Source organism: Martinezella rhizogenes (assembly GCF_027460065.1).
Lineage (GTDB): Bacteria > Pseudomonadota > Alphaproteobacteria > Rhizobiales > Rhizobiaceae > Agrobacterium > Agrobacterium rhizogenes_C.
Genome location: NZ_JAPYZZ010000009.1, coordinates 54,591 through 66,749 on the forward strand (window position 1 = coordinate 54,591; position 12,159 = coordinate 66,749).

A 12,159-nucleotide genomic window follows, 5' to 3' on the forward strand; every position below is an offset into this window, starting at 1 on the left:
AGGCTGCAATACAAATTGCAGCCTTTTTTGCTTTTATCAAGTCCGAGCGAAAATAGATCATTTATTAAGCATGTTCTATTATCCTCCGAAAGTATAGCAATAGCGCGGGAACGCTCCGATGGCATCGATTCAAAAAAAGATAATATTAGCAAGCATTGCAATCTTTTCCATCACCGGCAGCGCTGCTGGCGTCGGGATATGGGCGACGGAAAAGCTCAATCGCAACAGCGAATATGTGGCGCTTTCGGCCGACGTGCTTCGCAACCACATGCAGGCGGACATGATGCATGACGCATTGCGGTCGGACGTGCTTGCCGCCATTCTTTCCGCAGATACCAGAATGGGGCTCGACCTCAAGATTGTTAAGGCCGATCTCGCCGAACACGAGGCCAGTTTTCGCGAGATGATCACGGCAAACAAGTCACTATCGGCCGGGACCAATGTCAAAACCGTCATAGACGGCGTCGAAAAGCCACTTCTCGCCTATATGGATGCTGCCAACGCAGTGGTCGGGCTTGCCGATTCCAGCCCGGAACAGGCCATCAAGCTGATGCCGGAATTTATGCGGCAATTCTCCGCGCTGGAAAAAGCGATGGAAGCCGCAGGTGACCAGATCCAGGCGCTCTCCGACGCTGCCTCGACGGAAAGCGAAAAGACCAAGGCGACGATTAATCTCATCTTGAGAGGAATTCTGGTTCTCGCAGCGCTTTTCTGCGCGGGGCTTTTCCTTCTCACCCGCAAATCGATCATCCGCCCCATCCTGCAATTGGCGGGCAATATGGAAGCTCTGGCGGGCGGCGATACTTCACAAACACCATCCGGCATCGACCGCAGGGACGAGATCGGCTCCATGTCCGGTGCCGTCGAGATTTTCCGGCAGGCTGCCATCACCAACCGTGCACTTGAGGAGCAGGCGGCAATGGCACGCCGGCAGGCTGAAGCCGATCAGGAAGAGACCCGCCGACAGGCCGAAGCGGAGGCATCCGAGAGGCTGCGCATCGCAACCTCCGGCCTCGCGGTCGGCCTAAAGCGGCTGGCCGCCGGCGATCTTGCCTTCCAGCTGGATGAAGCCTTCGCCCCGCAATTCGAGGCCCTGCGTCACGATTTCAACAGCTCGGTCCGGCAACTGGCCGAGACCCTCTTCGCTATTTCCGACGGTATCGGCACGATCGACGGTAGCAGCCGGGAAATCGCCGCCGGCGCCGGCGACCTTTCCCGCCGCACGGAAAATCAGGCGGCTTCCCTTGAAGAGACGGCGGCCGCACTCGATGAAATCACCGTCAACGTATCGAATGCCAACAAGCGTGCCGCCGAAGCGCGGCTAGCCGCCACCGATGCCAACCAGAGCGCACTGAAATCAGTCGAGGTGGTCGCGCATGCCGAAGAGGCCATGCGCCGCATCGAAGCCTCGTCACGACAGATCACCGGCATTATCGGCGTGATCGACGAGATCGCCTTCCAGACCAATTTGCTGGCGCTGAATGCCGGGGTGGAGGCCGCCCGTGCCGGCGAGGCAGGCAAGGGCTTTGCCGTTGTGGCACAGGAAGTGCGCGATCTCGCCCAGCGCGCTGCGAAGGCCGCAAGCGAAATCCGCGATCATATCCGCCAGTCCTCCGTGGAGGTGGAAAGCGGCGTGAAGCTGGTTCTCGATACCGGCACGGCGCTGAAGGATATCGGCGAACGTATCGCCGGCATCGACCGCCATATGAATGCCATCGCCACATCGTCCACCGAACAATCGACCGGTCTCGCCGAAGTCAACGCGGCGGTGAACGCCATGGATCAGGCCACCCAGCAAAATGCGGCCATGGTGGAGCAATCCACCGCCGCCTCCGCGACGCTTGCTGCCGAAACGGCAAGGCTGCGCGCACTCGTATCGCGCTTCCATCTGGATATGGACATTGCCGGCGGCCAGGAAGAGGCACGCCGGGTCGCGTGACGACATCGCGAAACGGGGAATTTCCACCAGAAAAAATGCCGGCTTGAAGCCGGCATTTCTCAATTCGTCTGCGCTTGAAACCAGCCTGTTGTTATCAATAGGCCTGTGCCGGTTGCGACAGGCCGTCGCCGATCACGCCATTGCCATATTGCGCCACCGGAACGCCCGCCTGCCCGATCGGCACGCCCTGCTGTGCCGGGCCTAGCGCCGTCACCACGATCGGAGTACCATCAGGCACGCGGCTATAGAGATCAACGATATCCTGGTTCAGCAGACGTACGCAGCCTGAGGATACCGATTTGCCGATTGTCCACCATTCCGGCGAGCCGTGCAGACGGTAGATCGTGTCCTTGCCATCCTTGAAGATATAGAGTGCACGCGCGCCGAGCGGGTTTTTCAGGCCCGGCTCCATGCCGCCATTGCGACCGCTATAGGGCTCCAGTTCCGGCTGGCGGGCGATCATCTCGTCGGGCGGTGTCCAGCGCGGCCATTGACGCTTGTACTGGATCACGCCACGGCCAGCCCATTCGAAACCGGCACGGCCGAGACCGACGCCGTAACGCATGGCCTGACCGTCTTCATAGGTAAGATAGAGGAAGTGATTGGCGGTATCGACCACGATGACGCCGGGACGTTCACCGGTCGGGTTCGCCACCATCTGCCGCAGGAACTGGCGCGGAATACGCTTATAGGGGATTTCCGGCAGCGGGAACTGCTCGTCCGGCTTGGGACCGTACATCAGCGCATACATCGGATCTTCGGCAGGTGCCGCGGGCATCGAGGCCTCACGCGCCGTGGTATTGCAGCCTGCAAGGCCGGCAAGCGCCAATCCACCTGCTCCAAGCAGGAAACCCCGCCGGGTCGTCGTCGTCTCGTTCAATTGAAAAACCTCATTTACATCATCTCACGCTGGCAAAGGGATCTGCCAACGCCGCCTCTGGGCGGCTGATAGGGTACTTCGTGCCGGAAACCTGCGATGCCATGACCTTGGCCCCGCTGGATTTCAGTATGGCCCGGAAGCTCGGATGCATGCCGCCGTCTACATACGCGCTGAGCGGGGCAGAAGTTCCCTCGCTCATCGCCGCGGCAAGTTTTTGTTGCTCTTCAGCCAGTTTCGACGCCACCTGCGTGTCCAGCTGGTTGATGGCCGGCGGGCAGGCCGCCAGCGGATCGGCGGGCTCGCCGCCGTCAAATTCACTGTTGAAGACATAACGGCGGCCGCAGACGGAAACCTTGGGCTGGCGGCGCGTCACCTCGAAATAATCGTAACCTTCCTTCAGCGTCTTCCAGAACGGCATGTTGGGATCGTCACGATGCGCGACCATGTTGCGGGCGCTCATGCGGAAGGGATAGGCCTGCACCTGAAAGCGGTCCTGGCCGCCCTGCAATGCCCGCGCGACAATGGCGTAAATTTCGCCTACCTGCTGGTCGGTCATGGCATAGCAGCCGGAAGACGAGCAGGCGCCATGCACCATCAGCGCCTCACCGGTGTAACCCAGCGCAGATTCCAGCCGGTTGGGATAACCGAGATTGAAGGAAACGTAATATTGCGAATTCGGGTTAAGCATGCCGGCCGAGACATGATAAAAACCTTCAGGTGCCTGCCGGTCACCCGTCTTCATCTTGGGACCGAGCTTTCCGGACCACCGGCACATGGGATAAGCCTTGAGCAGCGCGTAATTTCCTGTCTTATCGACCTTCCAGACCTCAAGCTCGCTTTCCTGCTTGAAAATACGAACGAGAACCGGGCTTTCGGGACGCATGCTCTTGGCAGACATCTGCGCCATCATCTTGGAGGACAGCTTCGGCGGGTCTTTCTTCACGCTGTCGAGGCCCATCGAGGTACACGCGGCAAGGGTGGCGCCGATCGCGACGACCGCAGCTATTCTTGCCCCTGTCCTAAGTTTTTGCCGCAACCCCGCAACCGCGAAATCCAGCAATGACTGCATGCCCATGGATCGTTCTACCCGCCTGATTTGCCCGCCTTTCCGGCAGACGCTTAACTACCGAAGGTGGCCACAACACGGCAACCTCGCCATGGACAAAGTCTCGTGAACAGACGTTACCCTTTCGTTAATCATAGGGACACAAGCCCGTGATGCCCACGGCGCCCCGCTCGGGGCCGATTATCGGAGAAGGCCCTGACCGCCGTCGATCCACACCGGCGTTCCGGTAATGTGACGTGATGCGTCCGAGGCGAGGAAACCGATCAACTCGGCAACATCCTCACTCGTCCCCGCAACACCGCCCGTTACCGGAATATCTCCTGCCGGGAACCGAACCGGCACCTCGGTTTTCTCGCGTCCGCGTATGTCGGTGTTTTCGTCGATTGCCGTTTCGATCTCGCCCGGACACACGGCATTGACGCGAATCCCGTGACGCCCGAGCTCCAGCGCCAGTTGCTGCGCCATGGCAAGCTGTCCGGCCTTGGTCACCGAATAGGCGGTGGCACCGGGTGAGGTGAAGGTGCGGGTGCCGTTGATCGAGGAGACGATCACGATGGAGCCGCCACCGGCCGCCTTCAGATGCGGGACGCTGGCATGTACGGTGAGATAGGTGCCGCGCAGGTTGATGCGGATCGTGTCGTCCCATTCCGAAGGCTTCAACTCATCGATGGGCGCCCAGACACCGTTGACGCCGGCATTGGCAACGACGACGTCCAGACGGCCGAAATCCTCGACAAGGGTTGCGACCGCATGACGCATGGCCGCCTCGTCCGAAACATCGGCGAGAAGAACTTTGGAAGAGCCGGATGCGGTCTTTATCTCCTCGGCCACCGCCTGCAATTCGGATTCGGTACGCCCGAGCAAGCCAACCAAAAAACCTGCCGCAGCCAGATGGAGGGCGGCGGCACGTCCGATGCCGGAACCTGCACCGGTGATGAGGGCAACTTTGCGATGAGCCAATGTCACACCCCGCCTTTTCTCGAGGCTATCGAGGTGACGGTGGCCGAAACCGGATCGCTGGCTGGAAAGCTGTCTTCCAGTCCCTCGTCCAATTCCTCTTCCAGAATATCGCGATCCTTCGCGGTGCGGGCGCTGGCCTGACCATGCGGACCATCATACTGCGCCGTTCCCAGCGCGGAAAACTGCGACGACGCATCAGCGCCATGACGGGTGCCGAAAGCCGTCAGTTGAACCATCACCGCACTGGCGCGCTTGATGGCCTCCGCATCATCGATCCCTTCCAGTCCATCTGCGAGACGGACGGAGACCTGGTCGCCGTCGCTGCCGACGAACTCGACGGATATGACGCCGTTATTGCGTTTTACATAGGTCGTGGAAAGTTGCATGACATGCCCTCCGATTTGAAAAGCATCGGCCTATCCATCCGATGCGGTAACACTGAAACCTGAATTCACAACGATGGCAGAGCGGAAGGGGTTCCAGATGAATCAGGCCTTTAGCCCGGAAATGCAGGCGAGTTTCTTCAAGCGTGACGCGCTGGATGTGGCCCGTGCGCTCATCGGCGTGGAATTTCGCGTCGGCAGTGCCGGCGGTATCATCGTGGAAACCGAAGCCTATCATCCCGACGACCCGGCATCCCACGCCTTCAACGGGCAGACCCCTCGCAACAGGGCGATGTTCGGCCCGGCCGGCCATCTCTATGTCTACCGGTCCTATGGCATTCACTGGTGCGCGAATTTCGTCTGCGCGCCGGGCTCTGCGGTGCTTCTGCGCGCCATCGAACCTCTGACCGGTCTGGACATGATGAAACTGCGGCGGGGAACCGACAAGCCGAAACTTCTGTGTTCCGGCCCCGGCAGGCTTTGTCAGGCCATGGCGATTACCGGCGACATGGACGGCATGCCGCTCGACGCCCCTCCCTTTTTTCTGCGTTTGCCACAGGAAGCCGCCGCAGTGACCAGCGGCAGGCGTATCGGCATCAGCCGCGCGGTGGATTATCCGTGGCGCTTCGGGCTTGCAGGCTCGGCTTTCATCAGTAAGAAGTTCGAAAATCCGGGAACGCAGGTTGTTTAAAGCACTTTCGGCGGCTGATCGTTTTCGTCGGGATTGGGGGTCGGAATTTCATCCGGCAGCCTGTCGGGTTCGGGCTCTTCCACCGGCGGAATATCCGGCTGCGGCGGCACCGGCACTGGCGGTTCGGGATAGGGTTCGACGGGAACAGTCGACATCGCGGCCTCCTGACATGAACGCGCTTGCCAATTGCGGCAACGCTCCAATCTCTCGGGACAACGCGCGTGCGCCGTCGCCATTCAGGCGGCGCAACACCCAATTCGCCCATCGGTCAAATGCCGATAAGGTCCCTTCGGTGCAAGTTGCGCCGCCCTGCGGGTCGTACAGGAAAACGCGGGGACGGCAGGTCCGTTCCGTTTTTTCAGGAAGGTTTTTGCGGTAGCTCAGGCGAAACCGAGCGCGCTGCGGGAAATATCGCGGTTTTCGCAATAGTCGCGGGAATGGGCTTCATGACCATGCTCGCGGGCGGTCGAACGGCTGAGTTCCGGGCTTGGAACGTTGAGAAGCGCATCGGCATAGGTGCCGGTCGCCTCGACGTCATCGATCACAGTCTGCTGTTGCGGCTTTAAAAATTCAAACATCCGTCATCCTCCTTTGACGCATCCCCTCAACGCGCCGGCACGGGCCCTGTTCCATACACCCGTGACTGTTCCGATTATACATGAGACTGGCTTAACGAATAGATGATGAAAGGCGAACGTTATCAACTAACGTTCACAAAATGGAGTGGAATCAGTGAGCTATGGTAACAGGCTCAGGCTGGGCCGACCGATTCCCGCAAGATCAGCTCGACCGGCCACAATTCCTGAACTTCGCGGACAGGACGGCCACCGACGATCTGCAAAAGCAGGTCCGTAACCCGCATGCCCGCCATGCGCATGGACGAGCGGGTGGTGGAAAGCGGCGGCATCATGCTTTCCGGGGTGAGATAGGGAAATACGTCATCATGGGCGATGACGGAGACATCCTTGCCGATCGTTAGCCCCATCTGCGTGGCGGCACGATAGACGCCCTGCGCCGTCATCATCGCACCCGCCACGAAGGCAGTCGGGCGCGGCGTCTGCTCCAGAAGCGAGCGGGCAAAGCGGAAGGCCGCCTCCTCGCTGAAGTGCTCACTCATCATGAAACGCGGATCGGGCGTGATGCCGTGGGTCGCCAGCGCATCGCGAAAACCCTGTTCACGATCCTGCACGAAGGTTCGGCCGACAGGACCGTTGATGAGGGCGATACGGCGATGGCCGCGCTCCAGGAAATGGATCGTCGGACGATAGGTCACATCGTGATTGTCGATATCGAGCCAGGCGTGTTCAAAAGCCGTCTTCGAACGGCCATGCACGATGAAAGGCACGCCCAGCCGGTTGAGCAGCGCGATACGCTCATCTTCGGGGCGCGGCGAATGCACGATGATGCCGTCCACCCGGCCGCTCGCCGCCAGCCGGCTGAAAATCGCCAGTTCCTCATCGAGATTATTATCGACGGTGACGCTGACGAGAATGTCAGTCTCTTCGCGCTCCAGCCGGGTCGCCATGCCACCCATGAATTCCGAAAAGAAATGTCCGCCGCCGGAGCGACCCATGACGACACCGATGGCGCCGGCCCTGCCCGTTGCCAGCCTGACGGCGTTGGCATTGGGCCGGTAGCCGTATTTGAGCGCAGCCTCCATCACCCGTTGCCGCGTTTCCTCGCGCACCTCGGGGTATCCGCCCAGCGCCCGGCTGACGGTGGTGGGCGAGAGCCCGACCTTTTCTGCGAATTCCTTGAGCTTCATGTTTTTTGCCAATTTGCCCCTGCATGCGTTGCCGCCGCGGATTTTTCAAGCCGACAAAATTGAAAACGATTTCAATTTTTCTCCACCTGAAACCTTACAGTTAATCATTCCGAAAGGCAAACACCGAAAAATTGCAAACGAAAACCGCCAATTTCTGGCGAGATAGAAAGAGTATTGACAGATTGCTCCGCTTTTGAGAGCCTCACATCAGTCAAAAGCGCTTTCAATTTTGAGGACAATCGAAAGCGTCAACGGAGGAGTTTGACAATGAATATTTCCATGAAGACTTTGTTCCTGTGCGGAGTGGTGTTTTCTGCCGCTGTTTCCGCGCAGGCGGCTGAACTTTCCATCGCCGCCAATTCGACCGGCAAGAACGTCGCGTTCTTCCGCGAACGCATCGCCGCCTTCGAGAAAGAAACCGGTCACAAGGTCAATCTCGTCACCATGCCTTCTTCATCAAGCGAACAGTTCAGCCAGTACCGGCTGTGGCTTGCCGCCGGCAACAAGGATGTCGATGTCTACCAGACAGACGTGATCTGGGCGCCGCAGCTGGCCGAGCAATTCGTGGATCTGACCGCAGCGACCAAGGATGTTATCGGCGATCATTTCCCCTCCATCGTCGCGTCGCAGACGGTTGACGGCAAGCTCGTCGCCATGCCGATGTTCACCGATGCGCCGGCGCTGTTTTACCGCAAGGACCTTCTGGAAAAATACGGCAAGCAGCCGCCGAAAACCTGGAAGGAACTGAGCGAGACCGCCAAGGAAATTCAGGACAAGGAACGCGCGGGCGGACAGAAGGACCTCTGGGGCTTCGTTTTCCAGGGCAGCGCCTATGAAGGCCTGACCTGCAACGCGCTGGAATGGATCGCATCCGCCGGCGGTGGCCATATCGTCGAAAGCAACGGCGATATCTCCATCAATAACGAGAAGGCTGCAGCCGCCATCGAAACAGCCAAGGGCTGGGTCGGCACCATCGCGCCGCAGGGCGTTCTCGCTTACAAGGAAGAGGAAGCGCGCGGCGTCTGGCAGACCGGCAATTCCGTCTTCATGCGCAACTGGCCTTATGCATATGCACTGGGTAATGGCGACGACAGCGCCATCAAGGGCAAGTTCGGCGTCACCCCGCTGCCGGCTGGCGCGGAAGGCGAAGCCCCTGCCTCGACACTCGGCGGCTGGAACCTCGCCGTTTCGAAATATTCCGACGATCAGGAAGCGGCCATTCAGCTGGTGAAATTCCTGGCATCGAAGGACACACAGAAGCTGCGCGCAATCCAGCTTTCCAACATGCCGACGATCGCTTCGCTTTACGATGACAAGGATGTCGCGGCGGCCCAGCCCTTCATGCCGACATGGAAACCGATCTTCCAGACCGCCGTTCCGCGTCCTTCCGCCTCGGCGAAGGTGAAATATAACGAGGTTTCCGCCAAGTTCTGGGGCGCCGTGCATAACACGCTCTCCGGCAACGGCACGGCGGCGGAAAATCTCGAACTTCTCGAGGTTGAACTGACCGATCTCAAAGGCAACGGCTGGTAATCCGGCCCGCGCGGGAGGCGGTCTCGCCTGATCGTTTCCCGCGCCCCAACCGCGAGATATCCCCATGAACGACATCGCCCTTCAAAGACCGGTCGCGGCAGCCGGCACCGGCTCCGATCTGCAGTCGGAACGTCTGAAATCCGCCTGGCTGTTTCTTGCCCCCACATTTCTGGTGCTGGCGCTGGTGGCCGGCTGGCCGCTGGTGCGCACCGTCTGGTTCAGCCTCACCGACGCTTCGCTCACCAATCTCGAGGGTGCGCAGTTTGTCGGCCTCAAGAACTACCTCACCTGGATCACGCTCAGCAGCGGCCGCACCATTTATCGCGGCCTGCTTGCCGATCCCGCGTGGTGGGGCGCGGTTCTCAATACGCTGAAATTCACCGTCGTCTCCGTCAGCCTCGAAACGGTACTCGGCCTCATCGTCGCGCTGGTGCTGAATGCCGAATTTAGGGGACGCGGCCTCGTGCGCGCCGCCATTCTCGTGCCCTGGGCCATTCCGACCATCGTCTCGGCGCAGATGTGGGCGTGGATGCTGAACGACCAGTTCGGCATCTTGAACGACCTGTTCCTCAATCTCGGGCTGATCTCCAGCAAGATCGCCTGGACCGCCAATCCTGAAACCGCGATGGTGGCCGTGCTGATCGTCGATATCTTGAAGACGACGCCATTCATGGCGCTGCTCATCCTTGCCGGCTTGCAGATGGTGCCGAAGGACATGTATGAGGCAGCCAAGGTGGATGGCATTCATCCGGTCAAGGTGTTCTTCCGCGTCACCCTGCCGATGATCCGACCCGCACTCATGGTCGCCGTCATCTTCCGCATGCTGGATGCGCTGCGCGTCTTCGACCTCATCTACATCCTGACGCCGAATAATGCCCAGACCCGCACCATGTCGGTGCTGGCACGCGAGAACCTGTTCGATTTCGACAAGTTCTCCTATGGCGCCGCCGCCTCCACCATGCTGTTCCTCATCATCGCCTCGATCACGGTCATCTACATGTGGCTCGGACGCGTCAACACCGATGGAGCCGCGCGATGACCCTGCCAAGCATCCTGAAAACCACCGCCTTCTATGCGCTGGTCGCCATCATCATGGTGATTTCGGTATTCCCGTTTTATTACGCGATCCTGACGAGCCTGAAATCCGGCTCGGCGCTGTTCCAGGTCAATTACTGGCCGCGTGACTTCTCGCTGACCAATTACAGCTTCGTCATCGGCAACGGCACATTCCTGCGCAATCTCGGCAATTCGCTGTTTGTCGCATCTTCCGTCGTCATTCTGTCGCTGTTCCTTGCGGTAACGGCGTCCTATGCTCTCGCCCGCGTCCGCTTCCGTGGCCGCGCGCTGCTGCTGCTCACCATCCTGTCGGTTTCGATGTTTCCGCAGATCGCCGTGCTCGCCGGCCTGTTCGAACTGATCCGCTGGGCGGGCATCTTCAACACGCCGCTGGCGCTGATCTTTTCCTACATGATCTTCACCCTGCCCTTCACGGTCTGGGTGCTGACAACCTTCATGCGCGACCTGCCGATCGAGATCGAGGAAGCGGCAATCGTCGATGGCGCAACGCCATGGGTCATCATCACGCAGGTGTTCATGCCGCTGATGTGGCCGGCGCTGGTTACAACAGGGCTTCTCGCCTTCATCGCGGCGTGGAACGAGTTCCTCTTCGCGCTCACCTTCACCTCATCGAACGAGCAGCGCACGGTGCCTGTCGCCATCGCGCTCCTGTCGGGCGGCTCGCAATTCGAAATCCCCTGGGGAACGATCATGGCGGCCTCCGTCATCGTCACCGCCCCGCTCGTCGTCCTCGTTCTGATCTTCCAGCGACGCATCATCTCCGGCCTCACCGCCGGCGGCGTCAAAGGCTAGGAGAAACATCATGACCACCATTCAACTGCGCGATCTTCGCAAATCCTTCGGCGCCTTCGACGTCATCAAGGGCATCGACATGGACATCCGCTCCGGCGAGTTCATGGTCTTCGTCGGCCCCTCCGGCTGCGGCAAGTCCACGCTTCTGCGCCTCATCTGCGGGCTGGAGGAAATTACCAGTGGTACGCTTTCCTTCGATGGCGAGACGGTGAACCGCCTGCCGCCCGCCAAGCGCGGCGTCGCCATGGTCTTCCAGTCCTATGCGCTTTATCCGCATATGACCGTGTTCGAGAACATGGCCTTCGGCATGAAACTCTCAGGCGCGGACAAGGAACAGCGCAAGAAGCGCGTCGAAGCGGCAGCCGAAATGCTGCAGCTCACGCCCTATCTGGAGCGCCTGCCAAAGCAGCTTTCCGGCGGCCAGCGCCAGCGTGTCGCCATCGGCCGCGCCATCGTGCGCGATCCCAAGGTGTTTCTGTTCGACGAGCCGCTTTCCAACCTCGATGCGGCATTGCGCGTTGCCACGCGTCTGGAAATCGCCAAGCTGCACCGCTCGATGCATGACACGACGATGATCTACGTCACCCACGACCAGGTCGAGGCCATGACGCTCGCCGACCGCATCTGCGTGCTGCGTGACGGCCGGGTCGAGCAGATCGGCACACCGCTGGAGCTCTACGAAAGTCCGGTCAACACCTTCGTGGCCGGCTTCATTGGCTCGCCGAAGATGAACTTCCTGTCAGGCAAATATGCCGAGACGGAAGGCGCAAAAACCATCGGCATCCGCCCGGAGCACATCACCATCACCACCGACGGCAGCGGCTGGAGCGGTGAGATCGTGCATTCGGAAATGCTCGGGTCGGACAGCTACATCTATGTCGAGATCGGCGCCGGTGAACCCGTCGTCGTTCGCGAAGAGGGCGTGACCGACCGCAAAGCGGGCGAGCGTATCGCCCTCGTGGCGGATGCGGCGCAAATCCATCGTTTTGATGCCGAAGGCCGGGCGCTTGCCCGTAACCCCGCCCGGGGCGCTGCCTGAATTTTTAACTTTCGCCGGGATCACCCAAGGTCCC

At 60.1% G+C, this 12,159-nt stretch carries 13 protein-coding genes; 6 read left to right on the plus strand and 7 right to left on the minus strand.

What is annotated here, in order from left to right:
* The first annotated feature begins 118 nt into the window (after window positions 1-118).
* Entirely contained in the window at window positions 119-1,939 is a 1,821-nt protein-coding gene (locus O8B93_RS15715) for a methyl-accepting chemotaxis protein (protein ID WP_269710865.1), read from the plus strand.
* A 94-nt stretch (window positions 1,940-2,033) separates the two neighbouring features.
* Here O8B93_RS15715 and O8B93_RS15720 read toward each other — a convergent pair whose 3' ends face one another.
* From O8B93_RS15720 to O8B93_RS15735, 4 genes are all read right to left on the minus strand, one after another.
* Window positions 2,034-2,819 (minus strand): L,D-transpeptidase, encoded by a 786-nt coding sequence (locus tag O8B93_RS15720; RefSeq protein WP_269710866.1) that lies wholly within the window; start codon window positions 2,817-2,819, stop codon window positions 2,034-2,036.
* A 19-nt stretch (window positions 2,820-2,838) separates the two neighbouring features.
* Entirely contained in the window at window positions 2,839-3,894 is a 1,056-nt protein-coding gene (locus O8B93_RS15725) for a L,D-transpeptidase family protein (RefSeq protein WP_269710867.1), read from the minus strand.
* Window positions 3,895-4,065: 171 nt separating this feature from the next.
* Window positions 4,066-4,851, minus strand: coding sequence for an SDR family oxidoreductase (locus O8B93_RS15730; protein WP_269710868.1), 786 nt, complete (start codon window positions 4,849-4,851; stop codon window positions 4,066-4,068).
* Entirely contained in the window at window positions 4,848-5,231 is a 384-nt protein-coding gene (locus tag O8B93_RS15735) for a hypothetical protein (protein ID WP_269710869.1), read from the minus strand. Before O8B93_RS15735 ends, O8B93_RS15730 begins: the two co-directional genes overlap by 4 nt.
* 97 nt (window positions 5,232-5,328) lie before the next feature.
* Here O8B93_RS15735 and O8B93_RS15740 point away from each other — a divergent pair, with 97 nt between their 5' ends.
* Entirely contained in the window at window positions 5,329-5,919 is a 591-nt protein-coding gene (locus O8B93_RS15740; RefSeq protein WP_269710870.1) for a DNA-3-methyladenine glycosylase, read from the plus strand.
* Here O8B93_RS15740 and O8B93_RS15745 read toward each other — a convergent pair.
* From O8B93_RS15745 to O8B93_RS15755, 3 genes are all read right to left on the minus strand, one after another.
* Entirely contained in the window at window positions 5,916-6,074 is a 159-nt protein-coding gene (locus O8B93_RS15745; protein ID WP_269710871.1) for a hypothetical protein, read from the minus strand. The genes O8B93_RS15740 and O8B93_RS15745 overlap by 4 nt on opposite strands.
* 225 nt (window positions 6,075-6,299) lie before the next feature.
* A complete protein-coding gene (locus tag O8B93_RS15750) occupies window positions 6,300-6,497 on the minus strand; it encodes a hypothetical protein (RefSeq protein ID WP_003506320.1) in 198 nt (65 codons plus the stop codon).
* A gap of 173 nt (window positions 6,498-6,670) precedes the next feature.
* On the minus strand, window positions 6,671-7,684 hold the full coding sequence (locus O8B93_RS15755; protein WP_269710872.1) for a substrate-binding domain-containing protein: 1,014 nt from the start codon (window positions 7,682-7,684) through the stop codon (window positions 6,671-6,673).
* Between the two features lie 267 nt (window positions 7,685-7,951).
* Between O8B93_RS15755 and O8B93_RS15760 the strand changes: the two genes are divergently transcribed.
* The 4 genes from O8B93_RS15760 (at window position 7,952) to O8B93_RS15775 (ending at window position 12,125) form a co-directional block, all read left to right on the plus strand.
* The gene (locus O8B93_RS15760) at window positions 7,952-9,217 is read left to right on the plus strand and encodes an ABC transporter substrate-binding protein (RefSeq protein ID WP_269710873.1); all 1,266 of its coding nucleotides are present in this window, start codon (window positions 7,952-7,954) and stop codon (window positions 9,215-9,217) included.
* 64 nt (window positions 9,218-9,281) lie between these two features.
* Window positions 9,282-10,256 carry a carbohydrate ABC transporter permease gene (locus O8B93_RS15765; RefSeq protein WP_269710874.1) on the plus strand — a complete coding sequence of 325 codons (975 nt, stop codon included), beginning with the start codon at window positions 9,282-9,284 and terminating at the stop codon, window positions 10,254-10,256.
* Entirely contained in the window at window positions 10,253-11,086 is an 834-nt protein-coding gene (locus tag O8B93_RS15770; protein WP_003523786.1) for a carbohydrate ABC transporter permease, read from the plus strand. Before O8B93_RS15765 ends, O8B93_RS15770 begins: the two co-directional genes overlap by 4 nt.
* Before the next feature lie 10 nt (window positions 11,087-11,096).
* Window positions 11,097-12,125, plus strand: coding sequence for an ABC transporter ATP-binding protein (locus tag O8B93_RS15775; protein WP_269710875.1), 1,029 nt, complete (start codon window positions 11,097-11,099; stop codon window positions 12,123-12,125).
* The last annotated feature ends 34 nt before the right edge of the window (window positions 12,126-12,159 follow it).